This window comes from Candidatus Uabimicrobium amorphum, from assembly GCF_009002475.1.
GTDB lineage: Bacteria > Planctomycetota > Uabimicrobiia > Uabimicrobiales > Uabimicrobiaceae > Uabimicrobium > Uabimicrobium amorphum.
Genome location: NZ_AP019860.1, coordinates 4854586 through 4880113, shown reverse-complemented (window position 1 = coordinate 4880113; position 25528 = coordinate 4854586). Strand labels below are relative to the sequence as shown.

Sequence of the window (25528 nt, the reverse complement as noted above, 5' to 3'; positions counted from 1 at the left end):
GAGATATATTAATGGCTTCTAAAAAAGTGAAAACGACACCTATCATTGAAAATGCACGAGAATTTATAGAAGATTGCTTAGCAACAGAAAAAGCAATGGATGGATACAACTTTACAGGTGCGGTCTTAAATAAAGTCAAGTTGAAAAACAGCAAAATCAGTAACTTGAAAATGAAGAATGCACAGGTGTGTGATGCTGATTTCGAAAATACAAAAATAGAAAATGTAGATTTTTCGAATGCCAACTTAAGGGGGACGAATTTTGAAGGTGCATGTTTAGTCAATGTAAACTTTCAAGGTGCGACATGTCTCGAAGCCTCTTTTAAAAATACGCATATTTTAAAATGCAACTTCAAAGGCACTATCCTAGAAGAAGCTCTCCTTGAAGGAGTTGAGGCAATGGATTCTAATTTTGAAAAGGCAAACTTAAAGAACGCCGATTTAGGAAACGCTTCTTTTAACAAAGTAAACCTAAAATCTGCCATGATGAAAAATGCCTACCTGGAAGGAATCTACCTAGTAAACTCCGATCTTCGAAAAGCAGATTTAGAAAACGCAAACATTGAAAGCGCTGACCTGAAAAATTCTAATTTTGAAAAAGCAAATTTGCAAAATTGTCACCTAGAAGGCTCAAATTTGGAAGATGTAGAGTTTAAAGGTGCCAACCTTGAGGGTGCAAATCTCGAAGATACGATTCTAGAAGAAGATGGGTTTGAATTGTAATTACTCAATATTTTGATAACGTAATTTAAAACGGGATTCCATGATCCGCTCCCCATTTTTTATGGTACTAATACACTCCCCAAAGCCAAAGTAGTCATTGGTATCCCAATTCGTTATCTCATTTTTTACCACAGAAATATCATTGAGTTTCGTTCCATTGGTACTACCTTTTTTGAAAGTTCCAATATCGTGGTAACAGACTTTACGACGTTTGTTGAGAAAGATTAAACCATGCTCTCTGGAAACAAAGGGATCCATGTCAACGGCATTTTCATCTAAAAACGTACGAAAGTGGTTATGCGCGTAACGCCCGATCGCCAAACACATAGCTCTCCCCAAATCCTCTAAATCAAATAGCTCTTTTTCTGTAACGATCACTTCTTCATATTGCGGAGACTTAAGAAGGGGAACTAATTTTTTCGCATCGCTGTAAAAAATATGCTTGGGCTCTAAACGTGTCAAAAACACTTTAACAATAGGAGCGGAGTTCGCTATTTTCTCTTGAACCTCTTTTTCATCAAAACGCAACAAGTCCAAATATGTTTCACGTGGTTCTTTCAGTTTTGCGATATCTTTTAGTGTAATTGATGTTAAATGGTCACCCATAGTTTCACCTTACATGTCTAAATTACTGTAGATACCGAGCATCTTTACTCGGCGCATGAGCGTTATTTGTTAGCGAACTTACTTGTTGATATGATATAATGCCCTAATAGACATACATTATATTGTTTTTGATGAAATATTCAAGTGACAAAACTTCTGTGGATTTCAATTATGTTAGAATATGTAACCGGAAAAGTGATTAGTTGTTATGATGGTGAACTCATTTTAGATATTGGCAATATGGCATTTGCGATTAAGGTTTCCACATATGCAGAAATGCAATTTCAAGCAGGTACTGATGCCAAAGTATTTACTTCTCTCACCATAAGGGAAGATGCGATAAAAATGTTCGGTTTTGCCAACGGCGAAGAGAGAATATTGTTTCATAAATTGCAAAGTATCAGCGGTGTAGGTCCAGCAATGGCTCTGAATATACTCTCAGGAGGTTCTCCAGACGATTTACGCACGGCAATACTGACAGAAAATCTAACGTATTTCAAAAAAATCAAAGGCGTTGGTCCTAAAACCGCAAAGCGTATCATCTTAGAACTCAAGGGAAGTATAAGTTCTATACCAATGCCAACTTCTGCTCTGCAAGCCCAGCCCACATCAACGCGAACCGATGCCATCAATGCACTTATGAGTTTGGGCTATAATCAAATGAACGCCGCCAATTCTATCGATCAAATTATGAGTAAAGACCCGGAAATCACTCTAGACAATCTTATAAAAACCGCCTTACAAGAAATGTAGTCCAAAAAGGCGAAGGATCCTTCGCCTTTTCGTCGCTTATCTTACCTCACGAATTTAACAAACATTTTACCACAGTTTTTTCTGTTGTTTTCTCTGTAATTCTCACATGATGAGAAACACAGACCCCTACCAACCAAACAATTCGTTCATTATGGTCGACAACAACAGGGACATGATCGCGAAAAGGTTCGTGTAACTTAATATCTTTCAATATTTTTTGAATCTTCTTTTTTCCTGGAGCACCCAATGGCTTCATAACGTCTTCTCTTTTCCAAGAACGCACTCGTAACGGAAATTGAATTTTTTCTTTGTCCATCCACTGCGCAAAAAAGTCAAACGAGTCATTCTCCTTGCCACCTTCTACGACAAACCACCCCCATGGAGTCCGTATTTTACTGTAAAATTCCTCACTCATATATGAAGAGTCATTACGCTTATAAATATATATCTTTCCAGGCTTTTTATGGATCGTCACGTTGCTTGACAAGTCAATTTCACCGGTTTTTTGTTCTTGCAACTTGGAAAGCATTTTATAGTGGTGTTCGTTCACCGATGTGTTTATTTGCATACACCGCATCGCCCTTTTCATCAAAAAAGGCATTATTTGTGTCGGAATTTTGGCAAATAATTTTTCATCAAATACACGAAAGTTCAAGGTATGTTGAATCATTGGGTCCAAATGCTTTTTCTCGCACAAACTCGCCACGGCGCTATCGTAGTATTTATTGGCCTCTTGGTCCATAAAATCAACTATTTCCTGACAACGAATCGCCATTTTATTTAAAGAGGGGACAACCTTTGCGGAGAAGTTACTTTGTAAAAATGGAATTAAATCTCTACGAATCTTATTGCGCGTAAATCTCGTATCAGCGTTTGATTCGTCTTCCATCCACTGTTGATTTTCCGTTGCCAAATAATCAACAATTTGTGATTTCTGCAATGACAACAATGGACGAATGATTTGAATAGAGGAGTCTGCGGCTATTTTGCGCTTGTAGGGCATACCTCCCAACCCCGTAACACTGCTGCCACGAATAATATTAAATAATATGGTTTCGGCTTGATCATTGGCGTGATGTGCGACAGCAATGCTGTGCGCTTTAAATTGAACTGCGCATTTTTGTAAAAATGCGTACCGGGCATTTCGTGCTCGCTCTTCGATAGCGTGTTTGCCGTACAACAGCAAATTTTCACAACAAACGTAAAAAGGTAGATTGTGAGTCTTGGCCAAACGCGCAATGTAGAGAGCCTCTTTTGTGGAATTTTCCCGAAGTCCATGATCAAGGTGGGCAATGGCTAAGTTGAGAGTATAGTGCGAACGAATGTTTAACAAAATGAGAAGTAATGCCACAGAATCCGCACCACCGGAAACAGCAACAACAATGCGATTACCACGATGAATCAAGTTATGTTCATTGTTCACCTTGATCACGTCTTTCACAATGGACAACATAGAAAGCTTTAAATATCTACATCAGGGTCAAGACGATATACACAACGAAAACCTATAAAATTATAGCGAACGGTATTCATCCAGCACCCGCGGACAGTATTGCGAATACTCGTGACAGCGTCGGTCCAAGATCCACCGCGCACAACTCGTGAAAGTTTATCCGATCTATTTACAGGATTTTTCGACCGTGCTACCCTATAGAAATTAGGATCGTATGTGTCATAGCACCACTCAGAAATATTCCCAACCATGTCCAAACATCCGTAAGGAGACATTGCTTCAGGATATGATCCAACAGGCGTTGTTTTACCTATATTACCACCAAAATTGGCCATCGCAGTTGTTGGTAAATCTTGTCCCCACGGATACATTCGTCCATCGTTACCACGGGCCGCTTTTTCCCATTCCGCTTCCGTAGGTAGACTTTTCCCTGCCCACTTCGCATATGCCCAAGCATCCCACCAATCGACAAAAATGACCGGGCTATTCGGTAAATCACTAAATGCAGAATACTCAGGTGTTCTCCATCCCTTTGGCTTAAAGTTATTTACTTTAGTTTGTTTAGGATGAGCGAGTTGTGTCAAATCCATTTTAGATGTTTCTTGTAAAAAACGCATGTACTGCTTGTTGGTCACGGGATATAAATCCAGTAGATAGCTACTTAGGTGTACGTCGTGTATGGGAGATTCACTATTTCTTTCTGTTGACCCCATAGAAAAGGAACCTTCAGAAATTAAAACCATCACACTGCCGTCTTTATTGTTGTATACCTTATCTCCTTTTACCGTCATATGCTCAGGAAGAGATATTTTTTTGCCATTTTGGTCCATGATGAACTTTGGACTTTCGGCTGCCTTTGGCTCTGCTGGTGTAGATTGTCTACTCTCGCTTGGATTCGCCAATGACTCCACAAGACTTTTGAATATTTCTTCTGCATTGGCATAACGTTCATTATGATCGTACTTTATACTTTTCGCGATAACAGAGCGTACATGGTCAGGAATGCTATCATTAAAGGGATCATTGGCATTTCCGGTCAATAAGTAACTTAATATTTTCCCCAACGAGTATACATCGCTAGATAGCGCTAGGGCCTCACTTTTTCTAACTTCTGGTGCAAAATAAGTGGCCTGTTCAAAGCTATATTGATTAATGCCCTCGCCCCACAAATCTCCGACACAAAAGCCAAAGTTACTCATTTTGATATTTTCCCCATCATATAAAATACTATGTGGAGATAAATAGCCATGCGCTAGACCAAAATCATGTGCGTGCGCAACAGCTCCCAAAATTTGCATGGCGATTTCTTGCCATCGATCTAAATCTAGAGGACCATTCTCTGCGATATACTGCATTAGCGGTACACTCTCGAAATACTCCGTTACCACAACAGCACCTTTGGCAACTTGTTTTACGTCCAAGACTTCCAGAATTTTAGAGTGTTTTAATTTACCACTCTCTTTTATGTTCTCTACGGCTTGGGAAGGTGGGTTTTTGAGGACCTTGATAAAAATAGGAATATTAATGCTTTTATCTAACCCACAATATATTTCTTCAAAGATATTTGTGGAGAGTACACTATTCACTTCGTAACGGTCAGCTGGCAATATGGCAAACGAAGGACTTGAATCGACAGCAGCATTGTAGGCTTCTAATGCCGCATCATATTCTTTACATTTTAGTGCGGCTTTAAAGTACAGCATGTAAATAAGAGGATTTGCAACCCCTGTTTCCATGACTTCCATAATCAAATTGGATACATCGACATAAAATGATTTGCTGAAGTAGTGATAGCCTATGCATAGCAAAAGCTCTTCGCGTTCTCCAAAAGGAACATTTTCCCAACCAATGCCTTGTACATACTCTGCTAAATTTTGAACAATATCTTCTTCTTTCTTAGAAGCGCAATCGACCAAATCATAGGGCAGGGCATTGCGAATGCTAGCATTGCGTGCTGCCAACATTTGGATAACATCGTGTAGAGATGAATTAAAATAGCATGTAGAGGAAATTTCTCTCTGCAAATTTGAACTACAAATAGAACTAGCAACTTGTCTGCGCACAGAACTCATTTGGTATGCGATACGTGTATCCTCTAATTCAAGATTGTATATTTCGTTACACAGGTCTTCAAGAGGGCCTTCATGTAGAAGCTCTAAAAAACTTATTCCCTCTGTGGAAAAAAGTATTTGCAGTATTCCTATATCACCAACGTCGTTCTGACTCAAGTTTACAAGCAAAGGTAACTTTATGTTTATCTGCGTCTCTAACATCATTTCGAGTACTTGGATGGCTCTGGTTATTTGTGAATGGTCCCATACTTTTGCTTCATTATCTAACATTTTTATCCTTACCCACTCTGTAATCCACATAAACTACAAACATATTGTCCACTCAACATTTTTGCTCCGCAATGTTGGCATCGGTCGCTTTTTTCAAAAAGTATAGATTTTTTCTGTTCTGATTTCGGCTCATCTGGAAAAAGCACATCTAGAATGTCTTGTTGTTTTTTTTCTTCAAAATGAGGATTGGGAACTGTTAATTGAATATGACACCTGACACAGTCAAATTTATAACCTACTAGAGAATTTGCCGATGTAAAGTACTGCCCACACTGACATTTAAAAATAATAGGCATTGATAAAAACCCAACTAATAGTTAATAGGAACAAGATTGCTGTCTAGATACACACCGATAATTTCACCATATGTGTTAAAAATAGGTGCACCTTGAGACTTGCACGAAATCACTAAGTTCGGACCTTTTGCCTTGCCCATCGTCACAACTTTGGACAAAGTACCGTTACCATCTATACCGTTTTCAGGGCTTGTGTATATAGAAAACACCTGCTCTTCTTCATTATTTTTTTGCGGATTTATCAATACATCCTTTTTTGGCAACGAAAATGGAACGATCGAATCAATCACAATTTTGCATGTCATGCCATCCTTATCGACCGTAACACCACCAATTTTTTTTCCACCAATGCGTGTATGATCATTATTATAACTGTATGTAAAGTCTAACGTGTGATACCCTAAACTTTTGTCAAAAAGAGGCGTATGACTTGGCCAAATAGCGATAACATGGATAAGTTCCTCTACCTTATCTTGAGATTTTTTCTTCCATGGGAAAATACTATCGTGTAGAGCAATAACATTTGTCTTACCATTATTGTTATATAAGACACCTGTACTATACATTTGTCCGCGAATTGTTTTTCCGTTCACTCTCACCAAATAACGACTATATATGGGAACTATTGTTTCATTGTACGTTTCAAACAAGCTAGTCTTGTCATAGACATTTCGTGAAAAAACACTAAAAAGCATAACAAGAGCTACAACACAAACAACTCCAATGACAATGCTTTCCTTTTGATGATTGCGGACATAGGTGGCTATTTTCTTATAGTTTTTATTGTCGCGTATTTGCTGTAAATATTTTTTTGATACATCCTTAACTTGGGCGACAAAATCAACATTCTGTTTCGTTTTTCGTATTTTTTTCTTGGCGACAGGTTTGACGGTTTTGGCTTGCGGCGCTTCTTCTTTTCCAATTACAGTCTCGGCTTCTTCTTCAATAACAGGTTCGGTCACGATATCTAGTGGTAATGGTGTTTGTTCTTCAGGGGCGACAACTGGATTACTGACTTCAACAGTATCATTTTCCGTAACAGTTTCTAGAGAAGAACTGCCTTGGTACAAGAACTGAAACTTAGGGCCTTCTTTTCCCAACTGAACTATGTCCAAATTTTTTAGTTTACTGTTCTTACAGATGACACCATTGAGAAATGTCCCATTCGCAGATTGTAAGTCTTCAAGATAATATCCATCATCGCGACAACAGATAAGAGCATGATAACCAGATACTTCTCGATTCTTTAAAGGATCGAGTGCTAATTCACAATCAGGTTGTCTTCCCAAACGTACAGAGGTTTTGTCAAAATTAAACACCGTATCAGTATCTAGGCGCTTTAACAAAAAAGTGTTGTCTATCTTCGAAGAAGCATCGTCTTCTTTTTCTATCTTACAATCGTATACTTCAATTTCTGGGCCGTCTCCACCTAAACGAAAAACAATTCCTTGTTTTAATTGAATAGGAGCTTTAATAGGCTGTTCATTTACAAAAGTACCGTTTTTGCTATTTAGATCTTCTAAATAATAATGTCCGCTAGATTTAAAAATCTTAGCATGCTGTCCATGAACAGAGAGATCTTGGTAGGGATCTAGTTGTAGAATGCACTCAGGTTTACGTCCTGCATAGATCACATCTAAATCACTTTTTATGATCTTACCCTCTTTACCACCAGATAATATTCTAAATACGATCATGTGTATCTACCTTAGTCTCCGAATAAAACGCTTTGGAAAATTGCTCATTACCAGGAACTTATTCAACAGGGAAATCAAGAGAAAAAATATGCTCTCCCACACGAAACATATCATTGTTTTTAAGTATACTTGGCCTGGTAATTCTGATCCATGTACCAAATTCACTATCTAAATCTTGTAATATATATCCACTTTTGTGTGCATAAATGGATGCATGTTGCGGTGATAGAGTTGTATCATCACTAAACACTATGCTTCCAGATTCACGTCCCAAAATTATTTTATTTTGGAGAAGCGTAATATCATACCCACCTTGTTCGATAAAGTATACAAGTTTTGCCTTAGGGACAAATTCCGACGGTAAAAAGGCCCCTGTAATGCGTTTGGGAACAATAGACTTTTCTGCTTTTTTTAGTAAACGAAATTGAAAAATTTGTTTACCTACACTAAAAATATCGCCATCTTTGAGAAGATATGGTTTGCGTAGTTTTAGGTATGTACCGTTCATACTCCCCAAATCATCCACCACTACTTTTTGTTGATGATAGTATATTTTACAATGGCGTTTAGAAACATACTGGCTTTGAGGAAAAAGAATATCTCCTTCATCTCGACCTATAATGTTCTCTTTATGTTCTAGGTGATAGCACTGTTTGTCATCGCTATTTTTCTGCCATATTTTAGCGGTATCTGCTTTTTTAACACTCGTTGTGTTCAGTTTATTTCCGCATACTTGACACTGCTCGTAAAAAGAAACGTTTTCTGCACGGCAATACGTACAAATAACGATGTCTTGTGATGGGGGACTATCGCTTTTACCATCTTGAAATATAGGGCTTACCATATCATTGTACTTAACAAAAATATCCTCCTTCTCGACATCTGGCAGAGGATATTCTTTTCCCACATCTTCCATGTGGGCTTTATTCGAAAATGATAGGGTAGGAGGAACATCTTTTTGGTTCTTTTTGGTAATAACAGTATTTGGAATAGCTTTTTTTTTCTCAAGGTCAAACTTTTCGTTGTTCTTTACAGGTGAAGCTACTATCGTATCAGGTATCGGTTTTTTCTCGCTTTTGGTTATAAGTGTTGAGGGAATTTTTCTCTTAGCTGCGATTGGTGCATTACAGTTTTTACAAAGGCGAGTTTTGTTTAAATTTCTTGTTCCACATTTTTTGCATATGATCATGAATGAACCCAGCTATTGTTCGTGAAAATATAGACAATTTCACTTGGCATTTTCACTAAAAAGACATAAGTCTTTTTTGGGAATACGACCCCTTTATTCCATTGCCAAAAGCATCGGAAATTACTTTTAGATAACTTATCAACAATAGAACAAAGTTATTGATGGATCTCATGCATCTTTGTCTTAGGTTGATTTTTTTAATCTTACTACCTTTTCATAAAGGTTTCAACAGAAAATTAACCTGATTTTATGCGAGATGTCTACATTCTAGTAATGTGCAACGCGTTTAAGAATCGTTATTTTCACCGTATTTTTTAAAAATAAATACTACGGAGTCGCTGATAATCAATTTATCTCCCACTTGCAACTCTTTCTTTTCTTTTCCACTTTCACTTTTCAACAAACGATGTTCATCATCTTTCACGTTGAGCCAAGTAGAACCTTTTCCCGAAACATCATAAAAATGAAACTTATCGTCTTCGAAAGTGAGACGTGCATGCTTTCGTGCAATGTACTCATCTTTCTCATTAAAGTAAAATTTCCATAAGTCGATATCGGGGTAGATGTTTTCTTCTGTACTCCTACGTCCAACACTGACAGTGGGAATATCCTTGTCGTCTTTTTCCCACTCCTGGGGATTTAAATCAAGAATGTGTGTAAAAGCGTTTCGTGCTTTAAAGTATAAAGGCGTTTGTGATTCTACCTCTAGATAGTACTCCGTATTTTGTTTTTCTTCTTCGTTTTCTACAACGTCGTCAGGTTCCTCTGTAACATTATCGGGAACAAGCTCAAAACGAAAAACTAGAGATTCACTTAAGAAAATTCGATCGCCATGATGTAGCTCGACTGTTTCATTATTGATGACTTTCACTTTTTCTTGTATAGAGGTGGAATTGTTGTTGCAAATATCTTGGACAAAATATTTGCCATCTTCATGAATAAATTTTGCATGTCGTCGTGATATGTAAGGATCTCCACCATCTAAACGATACTGTCGAAGATTTATATCGGGATAAATATCATGCTCCGGGTCCATCACCCCCAGGCTTATTTCATCTTGATCAAAACGAACTTCTGATACCCACACGCCTTTGTATAATACTTTAATGCCACCTTCTACAATGATTCGGGCGTTGTAATTTACATTCTCATCTGTAGTCATCTGTACTTTTCCTTATGATTTCTACACCAAACTAAAAAAAGAGCTCTTAGTTCTTAAAAATATTCGTCAATATAACATAAAGAAATATCTTTTTCCACTTTTTTTACAAAGGCAAAAATTTTCTCCATAACCATAAAGTGATATGATAAAATAATGGGGAATATTTTATTCTTCAGAAAGGAGATACGAGGTAAAATAAGTTTCGTACTCGATAAAAGTATCATGGTGCTCGAGTTGCGATTCTCCCAAAGTGGGTGCTCGTTATAGATTCATGAAACAAGAAGAACTTGCCAAAAAAATGCAGGCTCTATCTCAAAATTACAACAAAGTTATACGGGAACAAAAATGGCATATTGCTTTGGAGATTTCCCAACAAATGGTCCAGTTAAATCCCCAAAGTGCCATATGCTACAACTATCGGGGTTTTGTCTACTTTAAACTCCTTGAATTAGATAGAGCACGCCTAGACTTTGAACATGCAATTGTACTAGATCCTAACAATAAAAATGCTCAAGTAATGTTAGAGAAAACGTATACGCGCATTAACGCAATGAGTGAAGAAAACGAAACAGTACCTCTACCAAAAAGTAATTTTAGTCCGCAAGTGGCCCAAGAAAATACCGAGACGCAACCCATACAGCCATTAACACCAAGTAAACCGTCTCCCCCTTCAAAATCGGCAGATAGCGAAGGATTTATCGAAGAAAAAACAACTCAGATTATTCCGCGAACAAATACGGAAAGATTATTGTCTTCCGTAACGGACATCCTTGAGAACAACAGCGCTGAAAAAACGAAGGTACCACAAAAAATGATTCTGATTGCGGCAGCCATGTTGGTAGCCGGCATACTCGTAGGGTTATTATTTCTACCTCAAAAAAAAATTGTCACCAAAAAAGATTCGCAAAAGAAAAGTGCTCAAACCAACACAATTTTTGATACGTCAGCGAAAAACGACTTTGATTCCATAGCGAATATAGAAGTGCCTTCAACGGAAGAAAACCAAAAACAGGGAAACAACGAAAGTTCTTCTGCCAAAAACGATAATCCAACGAAAAAGCAAGATGTGCCAGAAAAAGAAACCCCTAAAGATGCTCACAAAGAAATTGTAAACAATACTTCACAGAAAAACACCTCGGATAAAAAAATAACCGTTGATGATATTGGTGATCTTGGCGAAGAACTGGAAAAACTGGAAAGTTTAGAAGATAAACCCGACACGGTGAAAGCCTCCAATGTCGTCAAGGAACCAAAAACAGAAAAAACGCCACCCATTATAGTTGATATTATGGGTATAAAAATTGATTTGCGTAAGTCGAAAAATATATTCTTTGTTGTCGACAATTCATTTAGTATGCGTAAAAACGTACCTGAGTTTAAAAAAACGCGCACAAACCTAGTCATGGACGCTCTCGAAACGCTACTACCTACTTTAAATAAGAACAATACAAATATCAATTGTACACTATATAGCGACAAAATAGTCACTTGGCATCCAAAACTACAAGAGGCACCCAAAAAAGGCATAAAGAATTTTTTTACAAAAAATACTTCGCGAAAAGGAACAAACATTTATAACGCATTGCAAAAAGCGATCAAAATGGAAAACACCGATACGATTATTCTAATTGCCGATGGTCCCCCGGGAATAGGTAAATATGTGACGCATCGCGATATACTACACCATGTATCTAAAATAAATACCTCACAAATTCCTATTCATGTAATTGCCATACAAACTTTGGGCTCCACAACTAAATTTTTAAAAGCTCTCGCACAACAAAGCGAAGGAAAGTTTTATAGCCATTAGTATTCTCTGAGAGGAATATTTTATGAGAATTGTCGTAGTTCTATTACTTACATCATTTCTATTTTCCGATGTAGAAAAAAAAATTACTGTTAGAAATGTAAAAAACTTCTTTTCGATTTGCCAGGGAATTGCTGCAAAATTAAAAAAAGATGCAAATGAAAAAGACCTTATGATTTGGCTGATTGACGCAACGCCTGGGTTAGAAAACGAAATTGAGCAACTAAAAAGCGAAATAAACTATTTTTACGACTGTGGTATTAAAGACCTATCGATGGCGGTTGCTGTGATCAAAAAAGAAACGGAATTTTCCTTAGATGTCACAAATAGTCCCGACAAAGTCATTCGCTTTTTAAACGATCTGCAATACGCAAAAGGGATCAACGCATACAAGAATCGTTTACTTCCACTCAGGCGCATTGCGCAAAAATATGCTACGTTTCCGGGGAAAAAATCGATTTGTTATGTCACATTATCCCCTTGGGAAAACGAAGACAAGTTGGAAGAGACTCTTAGCACACTCAAGCAAAGCGACTACAATCTCTATGTTGTATCTCTTGAGGCAGTATTTTCTGATTATTACTCCATACAAAAAAAGCTAAAAAATCCGAAATTTCAATTCCGTGGTCCTGAAGTTCCTGTTGATGAAAGCATGTGGAGTTGGATTACACTCCCATCGAGTTTTTACATCAATGGACAAAAGCAAAATACATTTTTCCCTTCAGGATTTGGATTTTATGGACTTTCTAGACTTGTCTCGCAATTAAATGGCTGGTACTATATATATACACCTACGCGTAGTACATCTTCTAGCTCAGGAAAATCGTCTTCGGGTTATCGCTACTATAATTTAAGTCACTATCGTCCCAAATGGCAGTCACGCTCTGATTACACGTTAGCGCTGCGTAAAAATCTTTCCAAAATAACTTATAAATACTGGAACGAATTGGCCTCACGCAACGGAATCTCAAGTTACCGTTCTCCATATAAAATTTCTTTTCAAATCAGCGAAAATAAACAAAGAACAGCCAAAGTAACAGCTTTGACGTACACATTTAAATCTCTGGGTCAGATAAAAACTGCCGTAAAAACGACAAGTGCCAAAATCAACTTAATACGCAACATCAAGAAAAAAATCGAGTACGCCACAAAGAAAATAGATGAGCAACGCAACCGTGAATGCGCAAACTTGAACTTACTTTATTGCAACCTCTTAAAGTCAGAATTTCACTTGCAGCAATACCTCAAAGTAGTTCTAGAAATAAATAGCATGCAAAAAAAATTACGCCGTGATTTTCGCAAAAAGCAACAAGTATCCATACGCGTAAAAACAATTGGTAGCTTTTCTAACGGCCTTAGTAGCAAAGCAAAAATCAGCAAAGTAGAGCGGAAAATCGTAGACAAAACACTTGAAAAACTCAATAGTTACCGCGCTATGTACAGAGGTACCCCCTGGGGATATAGTATCGAAACAGGTTCGATACTTACGTTTGAATATAAAATTGTTCCGCAGCCGAAACCAAAGAAGAAAACAAAACCAACTCCCAAAAAGAAACCACAAGAACCTCCGACAAGAGTACTGACGAACTCCGCGGAGGGTAACTTACAGGAATCAGGAAATTAGAATAGAAAGATCAACCATGGCACAAAATATTGTTTATCACCCTGGATACAATGTCTCTTTTTTTGGTTTAGAAAAACTGCATAAATTTCCCGTAGATAAGTTTGTACGCATACAGAAAACTCTACAACAAAACGGCTTTGACAAAACACGCTTTTTATCTCCAAACTTTGATGAAAAATTAGTATTCAAACATCTAACAGAAAAATACATCCAAAAATGCTCAAATTCCAAATGGCTAGCCGTATGTATTAATCTCGATTTTATAAAATTATTCCCCTATCGTTTAATCAAAAAATATTTATGTAATCCTTTGCTGTTTGCTTCTTGTGGTACGGTAGCGGCGGCATTTGCAGCTTGTGAACACCAAAGAAGTGTTAATGTCGGCGGTGGCTATCACCATGCATGGTTTGATGGTGGTGAAGGTTCTTGTGTTTATCCAGACATTCCCATAGCAATTCAGGAATTACGCGAGCACAAACAAATACAGCGTATCGCGATTATCGATTTAGATGCGCATCAGGGTAATGGAACAGCGCGTGCTTTTCCAAAAGATGAGGATATTTTTCTTGTCGATATATACAACGACATCCCATTTCCCAGTGATCTCGAAGCTAAAAAATACACAGCTCTAGATATACCGATTAAAGGAAAATCTAGTGACGATGAATATTTGGGTCTCATAACGGATCGTGCATTCCCAGCCATCGAAGAATTTGCACCACAAGCTTTATTCTTTAACGCAGGAACAGATATTTACGAAAAAGACCCACTCACAGAGATTCAAATTTCAGCAGATGCCATACAAAAACGAGATAAAATGGTATTTGAATTTGCAAAAAAAATAAATGTACCGATTATCATGACTTTATCGGGAGGTTATCACAAAGACTCTGCCGCAATTGTTGCAGAGTCTATCGTTGAAAATTTTCGTGGAAAGGACTCATAGTGAATAAAATTACTCTAATTATCGCATTACTACTCACAATGTGTTTTGCTGACGAGAAGCAAAATGACTTCATTGTTGAACATTCCTCTGCAATGATCGATCACGTTCAAAAAGATTTACATGACTATATAAATGGTGGAAACTATCCACAAGTCGCATCGTATGTAAGCTTACCTGCAACATATGCCGATTTTCGTGGCGAAAAAAGCATCGACAACTACCTAAACGCATACTTCACAGAGAGCGAACAATATTTTTATTCGTTGTCCAAAAAGCAAGCGCAAAACGATCGCTACCTGGAGTCTTTATTGCTAAGCAACAAAAAGATACTTGTTTTTTTAAACATTTCGCAATTCTGGCAACAAAATATCGGTAACATCGTAAATGTAAGTGCTCGTGATAAAAACATCGATTTGCGAGGTGTTGTTGTTACAGGGTTTGATCGCGATGCGCGTTATTTTATCGTTAAAGACGGTGCAAAAACCATCATGGCAAGTTACGATTACATCAAACAAAATGCACAAAGCGGTTTCTACCACCAGCAAAGTAAACAAAGTCCACAGTTACGCAATGTTAATTTTGAACTAACACGCTGGGCTTTTGGCAAAGGAAATTTATTCAAACCTAAGGCGAGAGTATACGGAAAAGCCGTTGGACATCCGGCATTCATCAAATGGGTGCGTATGGTAGTCGAGTACAGCGGAAAAAAACGCGTTGTGTTAAAACAACAAACAACAGCACCTGATGCTGATTTCATGTTACGCGATACTTACTATCGCTTAGGGTCGCGCTATGGTATTTTGGAATGCATGAACGATGATCTTGAAGTGACTCGTTTTATCAAGAGACCTGTAGATAGTAAATAAAAACTTTCAGGTATCATCCCTAGTCAAACCAGGGATGATACCTGGGATTTTATTTTAAAATACTAAAAAATAAAAATAGGTGACTTTGTTGCAACAGAACGTTTTGCCAACATACTAAGAACCAAATAATTAAAGCACGGCCAAAATGTATCAACTCCATCATGCTGGAATTCATAATCTTCTACATCTTCTTCTGTCGCTTCTAAAAATGGCGTTATCTCTTCATCCAGAACAGTATTTTCTTTTGCCTTCAATTGTTTATTAAGCCGTGTAAGTTCACTATGAAGTTTTATAGAACTACCAATAAAAATGGGAAGAGCATGGCTTTTTGTAGAAATATGTAAGGGAAAAAAGAAAAAGATGGGTAAAAATATACCAATACTATTTTGAATTTCAATAAGGTGAGAATAGCATGACTGCTGTTTTCCCATATACACAGCTTCTAAATTTCTATTTTCTTGCCCAGCTGCGTATTCTTGAATATCGTTTAAAAAGTTATTGCGCTCAATGGTCAGAAAAGCCGCACATTTTTTACTATCTTCGTCACAAATATAATCTTTTCCTGTTTCCCACTTGACGGCTTTCTTGATTTCCGCCACCAATTCTTTTCGGTTTTCTTTTGACGCAAAATAGTGATTCGCGTCCATTTTTTTATGAACAACTCTAAATGAGTGTATTGCAGCATTAAAAGACAAGTTTATTCCCTTTCTATGAATCTGTTTCTAGCGCATTTTCAATAGTTTTACTGCTAATGTAGCAAATCAAAGGAGATGCATCGATCTTATCGCGAAAAGCTCGTTTGTCGTCATCCGAAAGTTTCAGCATTTCGCAATGATGAGTAGTAATACCATAATGTTCTTGTTCTTCAGTCTCTACAACGCGCAATTGTGCTTTCATATTTTTGGGTAACTGCGGATGTTCTACAGAGAGAATCAGCTGGTCTTTTACCTTATACGGGCAAAGTGAATGAAAACTAACTTTCGCTTTACGAAAACTAATTTGTGAAACAGCTATACGCCGAGGCGGTTCCGCCTTTATCACAGAAACAATATCTTTTTTTGAAACATAGAATAAACAATCTTTTATCAACACGTTACCAGAAGAACTTTCATCATCAGCAAAAATTTGCACATCCTCTAGTAGCATTTCTCGATCTTTTTGTAATTCCTCTTGCTGAGACAAATCGTGTTTAAACTCAAATTCCTTGGCACCATTTTTGTATTGTTTTGTAACGCTAATTTTAATCCGATCACCGGGCTTTAAAGGAACGGGATCGAGTACGCGTTTACCATTTACATATGTACCATTAATACTTCCCAGGTCCTGAATATAGAAAACACCTTCTTTTTCAAATACCTTAGCGTGCTTTCGCGAAACGGCAGAAACAGGAACACATACATATGCTTGTCGATCACGACCAATAAACATAGGATAACGAGGTATTACATGTTTGCGAAGTGATCTTACTTCTTCCAGTATTGGTCGCGGAGTATCATCTTGCGGTGTATGTTCATCTGGAAGTTCTGGTAATTCATCAAATGTTTTAAATTCCATAATTAATCACACTCAGATTATGTAGTATAGTTTGTCCATAATTTACACAAAGCGAATAAGTTCAAAAAATATCATAGCATAAATTTCACAATTTATCAAGATTCCTGTTGTAGATCCCCCGAACAAAAAAGCCCAAAGGCAATTGCCTTTGGGCTAAAAGAACAAACTATTCACATAATCAATTTAAGCACAGCAGAGTAGAGTGGAACTTAAGTCAATGGATGAACTCTGCTGCAATATACTATCTATAAAGTCCAGAAACATCGGCTTGTTGCTGTGGACTGTTTTGCCACATTGTAAAATATTTACTTCGATATCCCACAACGCGAACTTTAACAATTTGGATAGTAGTGCCATCTACATACCCTTTAATTGTTCCCGTTTGGTCCTTAATCGCAATTCTTGGGGTATGATTCACGGTAGTATCCACAACAGCAACCATGTCCATATGCAAATACCCAGGTGATCTCCAATATGGTAAACCACGCTCTTCGACTGTGTGTTTTTTTGCCACTTGCAATCGGTATCCATTGAATTTTTCTTTGAGCTGCTGATAAAAAACCGCGGCACGCTGCGCTAGCGCTGGATCTAAAGCGTAGTAAAAAAGATCATTGCCATGATTTAACTTCCATGCCGTAGAATAACTGAGACTTTCGCGGGTCATATCTTTAATTGCCTTACCTGCATTTGCGTTCAAATCTTTAATAATAAGGAGTCTATTTGCAGGTATTATTGTAAACTTACCGCGGAATTTCTCAAATCCACTGTTTAGAGAGCCAGAAGACTTTGCCAAACGCCCCAACATCGTAGAATATATTTTGTTTAAGTCTTTTTTCGCAGCTTCCCAACGTTTTAGATAATTGTCGTAAAAAGCGATGATTTTCTTAGATTCTTCATGTTGGGTATTGCGCACCTCTTTAAAACGATACTTTGCGATGCCCAAATCTCCACTACCTAAACTAGAGTGTATGTACTTTGTAGCGCGAATCAATTCAAAATATTTTTTGCCATTTTCGTGACAGGTATTGCTCTTTTTGACAAGAGCACTAAAGTCTTTATGCTCGTTAAAAGGAGACATGTACGACCAAACGTTGGTGGATGTCTCTGTCAGGAATGTCTCTAACTCTTTTAAGTGTTCTTTAGGGTACACTTTAAAACTTCCTATTTTTGTGTAAAGAGCCTGCATTCCTTTTTGTTGTTCAGCTTCAAGTTGCTTTGCCTGCATCATACCGTGATCGAAAAGAGGCTTTTCACTATCCATAGCATGCTGCCATGCATCAACAAGCTCACGAGATTCACCAATTGTTCGTGAAAATGCTTCCCCATTTCTTTTCTGCAAAATCTCCATCTCTTTTTTCACATGAGCCATCTGCTCACTGTACTTCTTTCTATGTTGTGGAGTTAAGACAATTGCTTCCTTGAATGCTTTTGCGTTCCCCATAATCTGGTATTTATCGCTACTTGCGGTGATGGGCAACTGTTTCTGTTCCAAAGCGCGTTCTACGGCACGGAACAAGTCCCTCATATCGCGATCTAGTTGCTCTACTTCTTCGCTAAGATCATATTGTTTTTTGCAAAAAACAATTTTCTCTTCCAACTTGGCAAAACGTTGCGTGTAATCTTTTACTGCCGCGGCAATTTCTTCATTGTCTTGGAGATTGTCTTTATTGTTGAGTTTTGTCAAAACAGGTTTTGCCTCTTCCATAGAACTTTTCACTTTGCGATAGTCAAAAGACTTTTCTGCAAAAGGTATTTTGTAAGACAATTTTTTCATATCATCCTTGGTTTCCGATACGAGCTTTAGACTGTTGTATTTGTCTTCTAGACCTTCTACGCGTTCTTTGTACGCATCTATTTGTTTCTCAATCTCTTCATTGTCAGTCAGGTCTTTTTGCCCAATTTTAGCCAATATCGACTTAGCACTGGAAACAGCGCGGTCAATTTTATCAAAGTCTTTGGCTTTCTCTGCGGATTTTAAATTGGCATCTAATTTCTTCAAATCACCGCGAAGATCAAACGCCACCTTACTAGACGCCAGCTTGTCTTCCAGATTATCGCATCTTTCTTGCAAACTTTTCACTTTTAAATTGTCGGCCAATGCCTCAGACAAAGGTTCTAACAATTTTCGCGCATTGTCCATCTCTTTTTTGATCTGCGCAAATTCATCTTTTTTCTCGGCTTTTGCAATGGCTTTTTCTATTTTCTTGATCGCACTTAACTGTGATCTTGTCAAATTGAGCATCGATTGTTCTAACTTAATCTCTTCGATCACTTGTTCTTCAGAACGAAGTTCTACACCGTGTTCCTTAGCCTCAGCAAGTGCCTTTTCCGCAACAGAGATGTTGTTTGCAAAACGAGCATTTTTTGTCATTTTTAAATGTACCATGCTTGTTTGCACAGCCGTGGTGTCTTTTTGCAATTTTTTCTTTGCAGACGCTACCCCGCCAGCAACTTTTTTTAGATTGTTCTTCATTTTCTTCAGACTTTTCTCTAAGTCTGCACGGGCATTCTCATGAGGTACTAGCTTTTCAAGTTCGACAAATCTTTTTTCAAGTTCTAAAACTTGTGGATGATCTGCATACTTACGCTTTAAACTTTTAAGTGCACTCTTGACGGTCTTGTAGCCTTTTTTAAAATCAGCTCCTGTCTTTCCCTCTTCGGCTAGTTTTGCCCCAACAAAGGCCTTATCTATTTTTTTCTTATCACTACGGCTAAAATCCTTGGCCATAACTTGCCCAATAAAAAATAGGGATAGCGATACAATGAGTAGATTTCTCATAAAAGACTCCTATTTAGCTTTATTTATTATGTGAGTAAATTTTTCAATAATATTACTTACGCGAGTACTTCGCGCATTTTTCCATGTTTTCAGATGAGACACAAAATCTTTTATTTCGTCGATCATTCCAATATCCACTTTTCGACTAGGTTTCGAAGTACCCAAAGCTTTTACTAAACACGTACTCTTCTTTTCAGGATCGGAAAATTGAGCTATATGCTTTTGTAAAGTAGGCAGCGAGACTCTTTTGATATCTCGCAAGTGTGATCCGGGAAACACGTCGTTACAGTTAAATTTCTTGTAAAGGTATCCCATGCGTACGGTGAAGATTTTGGTATCATTCGGAACCCAGACACGACATAACAAGTATCCAAAATTTTCTTCTACACTAACATCGTCTTTCGCGATCATTATATTGTCAGCTTCAAAAGTATAATCATAATCAATATCATCTATTTTACTGCGATGTCGATCGACAGCAAAACACAGCTGTTTTTTTTGTAGTTGTTCATATTCTTTGGGAAAAATAATACATGGTCCTATTGAAATGTCTTCTAGTTTTTCCAAATACCCCCACAAACGCGGTGAATTTTTCTCTAGTTCTAAAAAAATGACACTCTGCGGGTGAACCTTCGCGTTTGTCACGGGAAAACCATATGAGGAAAAAGGACTCTTTAAGGCAACTTCCTCACCATTATTTTTATAGAAAAGCGAGATGTATCGATATTGCGTTTTTACATCGTAAGAAAAGTCGGTAAATAAACATGCATTTATGGTATTAAATTTTCGCATCGAAAATTTGTTGTGCGCTTCCGCTTTCGTGATGCGATGACGATCATTGTACCCCAGCCAATTTCCTCCGTTTTTTGTCGCAAGGTAATATGGTGTAAAATCGGCACTATTTTTCGTATACAATTTTGCATGAAAAGGCATTTCTTCGTAATCGCGGCGCAATAATGAAAATGAAAATTGCACATACCAAAAACGATAAGGTAGTTTCTTGGTATAGTCTGCCAAAAGCTGCGTAATAAATTTAGATTGTTGCAGTTCTCCCTGCGTAATAATTTTTGCACCACGAAGGTTTACCGCTATTTTGTCGCGTAGTTGTTTTATTTTTAAAGGATCGATTTCTCCATGCGTTGCAATTTTGGGCGTACGAACAATTAAGGGAATAATATAGCGGCCATTCTGCAAAACAGAAAAAGGCTTTCGCGTCCCCAAAACCCGCTCTTTTAGAAAAGAAACTTCCCGAGAAAGTTTTTTGTTGTTTTCTTTAAGTTCATTCACTTCCATAACTATATTGGCAAGGCTTTTTGCATCAACAACAACATTCTCTTCTTGCGCACACAAAAGAGAAAGGCAAACCAATAGTAGCAATATCGACATTTTATATTCCTTATATAAACTTCAACACAATCGCATTTTCAATATATTAACCAAAACAGAAACAAAATGCAAACACAAATAGATTTTTTTGCAAAAAACTATTCACACTTTAAGTTTTCTTTTTGAAAATACAAAAAAAATAATGTACAATAGTTTTTGTAATTAAAGCAGATACCAATTGTAATGGAGCATAATAGATGCAAGCAAATGAAAAAAAACATGAATGTGGTTTGTGTAAATCGTGGATTGTTTTTACAGAACAACGCTGCACAAATCCCAATTGCCCGCACTACGCAACCCCGAAAAAAGTAAACACTTTACCATCCCCTTTAGGTCAATTGACCGATGATGAAGTGTCATTGCTATACTCATTTTTACTACACGACGGTAACTTGACCTCGACAGCAAAACTTTTAGAAACAACAAAATATCACGTAAAAGAACGTATCAAGAAACTCAAAGCAAAAATTGAAGTTCTCGCGAGCGAAAGAACTATATTGGATAACTATATAAGCAAAAGCGATAGCTAGTATGGAAAAACAAGATCCTATTATTGTAATAAAAGAAAAAACTCTGCGCGAAAAACATTCGCGAAAATGGCTATACATTGCAACAATCTCTCTCTTGGTTTTAATAATAGGAGCCAGTGGCTTTTCCTACACAAAAAACTCTGGTAAGACTCTTGTAGTAACAATCACATGGAAAAAAAAGCAAACCGTTTATCATTTATCCTCAAGCACTACCCATACTCTACCATTCTTTATACCTAAAGACGAGTACAACAAAGTTGTATTACAAGTGGAAAACTCTTCTTGGCATACCAGCCAAGTATTTACCAAAAACCCCATTAATTTTCACATCGAAGGCAAAAGCATACAAGCGCAACTACTCAACGTAGTGAGCGACATTCCCATAAGTCATCAACAGTTAGATAAGCTGGCGCGAAAAGTAAAGCAAGGAATTGCAAGTAATGACGAGAAAATACTTTTTGCAAAAATGTTTTCGCAACTCTACGGCACGATAAAAGAAAAAACAATATCGGGAACTATCTTAAGTGTGAAAATCGGAAAAAATTTTAGACAGGATTAACAGGATTAACAAGATATAAATCACTCATGTTAATCCTGTTAACCCCTTTCATCCCATCGGTAAACCTCTATCTATCATCTCTTTATCTACATCGCGTATTAGGGCATGTTATTTGCTTAAACATGCCTACTATTGTAGCATCTAAACACAAAATGAGGTTTTGCGATGATTGTTTTTAAAGCACAAGGCGTTACAAAAGTTTATCACATGGGAGAAGTACAGGTTCATGCCTTACGTGGTGTGGATTTAGAACTTCATCATGGAGAATTTGTGGTTTTACTTGGACCATCAGGAAGCGGAAAATCAACTCTTCTAAATATTCTCGGAGGGTTAGACGTACCGTCTAATGGTAGCATCACCTATGCACAAAAGACTCTTACCGACTATGATGATGCCAGTTTAACTTTGTATCGCCGTGAAAATGTGGGATTTGTTTTTCAGTTTTACAACTTGATTCCTAGTCTAACAGCGCGAGAAAACGTAGCGCTTATTACCGAAATTGCCAACGATGCCATGTCACCAGAAGAAGCTCTCGACATCGTAGGCTTAGCAGATCGCATGAATCATTTCCCTTCACAACTATCCGGAGGGGAACAACAACGAGTAGCCATTGCCCGTGCTATTGCAAAAAAGCCAAACGTTCTTCTATGCGACGAACCAACCGGTGCACTTGATGTCAAAACGGGAAGTTTAGTTCTCGATGTCATCGAACATGTTAATAAAACTTTGGGCACAACAACAGTGGTCATTACTCACAATGCCGTCATATCAGAAATGGCGGACCGTGTTATTTATATTTCCGACGGCGAAATAGCCAAAATCGAAAAAAACCATATCAAGAAGACGGCAAAGGATCTCGTATGGTAATTCGTAGCCTCGACAAGAAACTACTGCGTGACATGGCAAAAATGAAGTGGCAATGTGTCGCCATTTCTCTTGTACTTGCGTGTGGAATTGCGATGTTTGTTATGTCGATTAGCACGCGAAAATCATTGATACAAACCCAAAAAATCTACTACGATAATTATGGTTTTGCCCACATTTTTTCCAACGTAAAACGCGCCCCATTGTCACTACAAAAACGCATTGCTAAAATACCAGGTATTGTAAAAGTACAGTCGGAAATTGTTGTTGATGTCACTTTAGACTTTGCCGAGGCCAAAGAGCCATGCATAGGTCGTTTTATTACTATAGGTAACGGACCACACCGCAAGTTATATCTACGTAAGGGACGTTTTGTCAACCCAAATAGTAATAGCGAAGTGATGATCAGTGAATCATTTTTTAACGCACGAAATTTCAAATTGGGGGATCATGTTGTCGCCCTATTCAACGGACATAAGAAAAAATTAAAAATCGTAGGAGTTGTTTTATGTCCCGAATACATACTAGAAATTCGTCCTGGAGATTTATTTCCAGACCAAAAACACTTTGGGGTGTTCTGGATAAAATACAACGAACTCGCCGCAGCGTTCGACATGCAGGGTGCATTTAATACAATAAATATTTATTTAATGAAAAACTCTTCTACCAAAAAAGTCATTACGATGGTAGACCGCCTATTAAAACCGTATGGGGGAAGTGGGGCCTATGACCGTAGCGAACAAATTTCCAATCGCTATGTATCAGAAGAAATCAATCAGCTAGCCAATATGGCCAAAGTAGCGCCCACCATATTTCTTCTCGTCTCGATATTCTTACTCTATGTAGTTTTTACAAGACTAATTTCCGCACAGCGCGAACAAATCGCCATACTCAAAGCGTTTGGTTATCGTCATCGAGAAGTGGGAATTCACTATTTTAAATTTGCGTGCCTCATCACGATACCCGGGTTAATTTTCGGAACGTTTCTCGGCGTTATGCTTGGTAGAAACCTTACGCGGATGTACACCAAATTTTATCATTTTCCCATTTTTCATTTTTCGTTGGACGTGGAAGTCATTATCTACGCGATACTCATTAGTTTATTCACTGCATTTTTCGGCGTTTTTCGCGTAGTGCGCCGCGCAATAAAACTTCCGGCAGCTGAAGCGATGCGACCAGAACCACCACCGATATACAAGCCCACTTTTTTCGAGAGGGCCGGTTTAAGTAAATTTCTTTCGCAACGCGAAAGAATGGTTATGCGTCACCTCGAAAGAAATTTAGGCAAGTCTTGTTTTGCCAGCCTAGGTATTGCGATGTCCGTCTCCATATTAGTACTGAGTGGTTTTATGTCCGACGCCATTTCCTATGTTATTGAAACAGAATTTCATCTTGCAAAGCGTCATGATATTTCACTCATTTTTAATGAGCCAACATCACATTTTGTAAAAAACTCTGTCGCAAAACTACCAGGAGTACTATACCAAGAATCTTTTCGCAGCGTTGCCACGCACTTACATGCCAAACACCGCTCGCGCCGTCTTGCCATTATGGGCTTACAACAAAATAGTCGTTTATATTATCTTCTCGACATGCACCGCAAACGCATTCATTTACCCACCAAGGGCTTACTTGTATCAAAAATGCTCGCCGAACTAATGCAATTACGCGTAGGTGATTTCGTCACCATCGAAGTGTTATCAGGACAACGCCCCATATGCCAAGTACAAATATGTGGCATTATCAATGATTTCTCGGGATTGAATGCTTATATGGAAAAAAACGCATTGCATCATCTACTACGCGAAGGTAGTTGCGCTTCGGGCATTTTTGCAACCATCGACTCTTCACGCAAAGCGCAACTATACACAAAAGTAAAATCATTGCCACATGTCGCCAGTGTATCCATCAAAAGTTCTTTGGTCGAAAACTTCAAGAAAACTCTGGCAGAAAATTTATTGGTGATGAAAATGATGAATGTCATCTTCGCCGTTATTATTGCATTTGGCGTAGTGTACAACACCGTCCGTATTTCTCTAGCCGAGAAGAGTCGCGACTTTGCTACCTTACGCGTTTTAGGATTCACACATAGTGAAGTTTCCGGTATTCTCCTTGGTGAGTTGGCAGTGGTTACTCTTGTGGCGCTACCCATTGGTATCGCAATAGGCTATGCTTTGGTAATGCTTTCCGTTGTTGGCCTCGCTAGTGAGATTTTTCGCGTACCACCCATTATTTACGGCAGTACATACGCTTTTGCCATTATCATCGTCATCACCGCAACGATTATTTCAGGATTCTTTGTGCGTAAAAAGTTATATAAACTAGATTTAATATCCGTACTCAAAACACGAGAGTAAACAGAAAAATATTAACAAATAAAAATAAACGACGAT

20 protein-coding genes are annotated in these 25528 nt (G+C 37.8%); 10 read left to right on the top strand and 10 right to left on the bottom strand.

Going from position 1 to position 25528, the window contains the following annotated elements; genetic code table 11:
• The first annotated feature begins 11 nt into the window (after positions 1-11).
• Positions 12-722 carry a pentapeptide repeat-containing protein gene (locus UABAM_RS17750; protein WP_151969353.1) on the top strand — a complete coding sequence of 237 codons (711 nt, stop codon included), beginning with the start codon at positions 12-14 and terminating at the stop codon, positions 720-722.
• Here UABAM_RS17750 and UABAM_RS17745 read toward each other — a convergent pair whose 3' ends face one another.
• Entirely contained in the window at positions 723-1328 is a 606-nt protein-coding gene (locus UABAM_RS17745; RefSeq protein WP_151969352.1) for an FHA domain-containing protein, read from the bottom strand.
• A gap of 171 nt (positions 1329-1499) precedes the next feature.
• On the opposite strand from UABAM_RS17745, the gene ruvA reads away from it, so the two are divergent.
• A complete protein-coding gene (gene ruvA / locus UABAM_RS17740) occupies positions 1500-2081 on the top strand; it encodes a Holliday junction branch migration protein RuvA (RefSeq protein WP_151969351.1) in 582 nt (193 codons plus the stop codon).
• 46 nt (positions 2082-2127) lie between these two features.
• On the opposite strand, the gene tilS is transcribed toward ruvA, so the two are convergent.
• From tilS to UABAM_RS17715, 5 genes are all read right to left on the bottom strand, one after another.
• On the bottom strand, positions 2128-3504 hold the full coding sequence (gene tilS, locus UABAM_RS17735) for a tRNA lysidine(34) synthetase TilS (protein ID WP_173013395.1): 1377 nt from the start codon (positions 3502-3504) through the stop codon (positions 2128-2130).
• Positions 3505-3542: 38 nt separating this feature from the next.
• A complete protein-coding gene (locus UABAM_RS17730) occupies positions 3543-5876 on the bottom strand; it encodes an SUMF1/EgtB/PvdO family nonheme iron enzyme (RefSeq protein WP_173013394.1) in 2334 nt (777 codons plus the stop codon).
• 310 nt (positions 5877-6186) lie between these two features.
• Positions 6187-7869, bottom strand: coding sequence for an FHA domain-containing protein (locus UABAM_RS17725; protein ID WP_151969348.1), 1683 nt, complete (start codon positions 7867-7869; stop codon positions 6187-6189).
• Between the two features lie 58 nt (positions 7870-7927).
• Positions 7928-9058 carry an FHA domain-containing protein gene (locus UABAM_RS17720; RefSeq protein ID WP_151969347.1) on the bottom strand — a complete coding sequence of 377 codons (1131 nt, stop codon included), beginning with the start codon at positions 9056-9058 and terminating at the stop codon, positions 7928-7930.
• Positions 9059-9344: 286 nt separating this feature from the next.
• Positions 9345-10220 carry an FHA domain-containing protein gene (locus UABAM_RS17715; protein WP_151969346.1) on the bottom strand — a complete coding sequence of 292 codons (876 nt, stop codon included), beginning with the start codon at positions 10218-10220 and terminating at the stop codon, positions 9345-9347.
• Between the two features lie 271 nt (positions 10221-10491).
• Between UABAM_RS17715 and UABAM_RS17710 the strand changes: the two genes are divergently transcribed.
• The 4 genes from UABAM_RS17710 to UABAM_RS17695 are packed head-to-tail and all read left to right on the top strand — an operon-like array spanning position 10492 to position 15463.
• Complete coding sequence (locus tag UABAM_RS17710) at positions 10492-12030, top strand: VWA domain-containing protein (RefSeq protein ID WP_151969345.1); 1539 nt, start codon at positions 10492-10494, stop codon at positions 12028-12030.
• A gap of 22 nt (positions 12031-12052) precedes the next feature.
• Complete coding sequence (locus UABAM_RS17705; protein WP_151969344.1) at positions 12053-13651, top strand: hypothetical protein; 1599 nt, start codon at positions 12053-12055, stop codon at positions 13649-13651.
• A gap of 16 nt (positions 13652-13667) precedes the next feature.
• The gene (locus UABAM_RS17700; protein WP_151969343.1) at positions 13668-14597 is read left to right on the top strand and encodes a histone deacetylase family protein; all 930 of its coding nucleotides are present in this window, start codon (positions 13668-13670) and stop codon (positions 14595-14597) included.
• Entirely contained in the window at positions 14597-15463 is an 867-nt protein-coding gene (locus UABAM_RS17695; RefSeq protein WP_151969342.1) for a hypothetical protein, read from the top strand. Before UABAM_RS17700 ends, UABAM_RS17695 begins: the two co-directional genes overlap by 1 nt.
• Before the next feature lie 62 nt (positions 15464-15525).
• On the opposite strand, the gene UABAM_RS17690 is transcribed toward UABAM_RS17695, so the two are convergent.
• The 4 genes from UABAM_RS17690 to UABAM_RS17675 form a co-directional block, all read right to left on the bottom strand.
• Positions 15526-16158 (bottom strand): hypothetical protein, encoded by a 633-nt coding sequence (locus tag UABAM_RS17690; protein ID WP_151969341.1) that lies wholly within the window; start codon positions 16156-16158, stop codon positions 15526-15528.
• A gap of 13 nt (positions 16159-16171) precedes the next feature.
• A complete protein-coding gene (locus UABAM_RS17685) occupies positions 16172-17017 on the bottom strand; it encodes an FHA domain-containing protein (protein ID WP_151969340.1) in 846 nt (281 codons plus the stop codon).
• 241 nt (positions 17018-17258) lie between these two features.
• Entirely contained in the window at positions 17259-19796 is a 2538-nt protein-coding gene (locus tag UABAM_RS17680) for a Rad50 family protein (protein WP_151969339.1), read from the bottom strand.
• Positions 19797-19805: 9 nt separating this feature from the next.
• On the bottom strand, positions 19806-21182 hold the full coding sequence (locus UABAM_RS17675; protein ID WP_151969338.1) for a hypothetical protein: 1377 nt from the start codon (positions 21180-21182) through the stop codon (positions 19806-19808).
• Between the two features lie 197 nt (positions 21183-21379).
• Between UABAM_RS17675 and UABAM_RS17670 the strand changes: the two genes are divergently transcribed.
• From UABAM_RS17670 to UABAM_RS17655, 4 genes are all read left to right on the top strand, one after another.
• On the top strand, positions 21380-21712 hold the full coding sequence (locus tag UABAM_RS17670) for a hypothetical protein (protein WP_151969337.1): 333 nt from the start codon (positions 21380-21382) through the stop codon (positions 21710-21712).
• 1 nt (position 21713) lies between these two features.
• The gene (locus UABAM_RS17665; protein ID WP_151969336.1) at positions 21714-22271 is read left to right on the top strand and encodes a hypothetical protein; all 558 of its coding nucleotides are present in this window, start codon (positions 21714-21716) and stop codon (positions 22269-22271) included.
• A gap of 165 nt (positions 22272-22436) precedes the next feature.
• Positions 22437-23138, top strand: coding sequence for an ABC transporter ATP-binding protein (locus UABAM_RS17660; protein WP_151969335.1), 702 nt, complete (start codon positions 22437-22439; stop codon positions 23136-23138).
• On the top strand, positions 23132-25492 hold the full coding sequence (locus UABAM_RS17655; protein WP_151969334.1) for an ABC transporter permease: 2361 nt from the start codon (positions 23132-23134) through the stop codon (positions 25490-25492). Before UABAM_RS17660 ends, UABAM_RS17655 begins: the two co-directional genes overlap by 7 nt.
• Positions 25493-25528 lie beyond the last annotated feature (36 nt).

Coding starts and splice junctions, on each gene's coding strand:
- UABAM_RS17750 (WP_151969353.1), top strand. CDS start 12: ATGGCTTCTAAAAAAGTGAAAACGACACCTATCATTGAAAATGCACGA.
- UABAM_RS17745 (WP_151969352.1), bottom strand. CDS start 1,328: ATGGGTGACCATTTAACATCAATTACACTAAAAGATATCGCAAAACTG.
- ruvA (WP_151969351.1), top strand. CDS start 1,500: ATGTTAGAATATGTAACCGGAAAAGTGATTAGTTGTTATGATGGTGAA.
- UABAM_RS17730 (WP_173013394.1), bottom strand. CDS start 5,876: ATGTTAGATAATGAAGCAAAAGTATGGGACCATTCACAAATAACCAGA.
- UABAM_RS17725 (WP_151969348.1), bottom strand. CDS start 7,869: ATGATCGTATTTAGAATATTATCTGGTGGTAAAGAGGGTAAGATCATA.
- UABAM_RS17720 (WP_151969347.1), bottom strand. CDS start 9,058: ATGATCATATGCAAAAAATGTGGAACAAGAAATTTAAACAAAACTCGC.
- UABAM_RS17715 (WP_151969346.1), bottom strand. CDS start 10,220: ATGACTACAGATGAGAATGTAAATTACAACGCCCGAATCATTGTAGAA.
- UABAM_RS17710 (WP_151969345.1), top strand. CDS start 10,492: ATGAAACAAGAAGAACTTGCCAAAAAAATGCAGGCTCTATCTCAAAAT.
- UABAM_RS17705 (WP_151969344.1), top strand. CDS start 12,053: ATGAGAATTGTCGTAGTTCTATTACTTACATCATTTCTATTTTCCGAT.
- UABAM_RS17700 (WP_151969343.1), top strand. CDS start 13,668: ATGGCACAAAATATTGTTTATCACCCTGGATACAATGTCTCTTTTTTT.
- UABAM_RS17685 (WP_151969340.1), bottom strand. CDS start 17,017: ATGGAATTTAAAACATTTGATGAATTACCAGAACTTCCAGATGAACAT.
- UABAM_RS17680 (WP_151969339.1), bottom strand. CDS start 19,796: ATGAGAAATCTACTCATTGTATCGCTATCCCTATTTTTTATTGGGCAA.
- UABAM_RS17675 (WP_151969338.1), bottom strand. CDS start 21,182: ATGTCGATATTGCTACTATTGGTTTGCCTTTCTCTTTTGTGTGCGCAA.
- UABAM_RS17670 (WP_151969337.1), top strand. CDS start 21,380: ATGCAAGCAAATGAAAAAAAACATGAATGTGGTTTGTGTAAATCGTGG.
- UABAM_RS17665 (WP_151969336.1), top strand. CDS start 21,714: ATGGAAAAACAAGATCCTATTATTGTAATAAAAGAAAAAACTCTGCGC.
- UABAM_RS17660 (WP_151969335.1), top strand. CDS start 22,437: ATGATTGTTTTTAAAGCACAAGGCGTTACAAAAGTTTATCACATGGGA.
- UABAM_RS17655 (WP_151969334.1), top strand. CDS start 23,132: ATGGTAATTCGTAGCCTCGACAAGAAACTACTGCGTGACATGGCAAAA.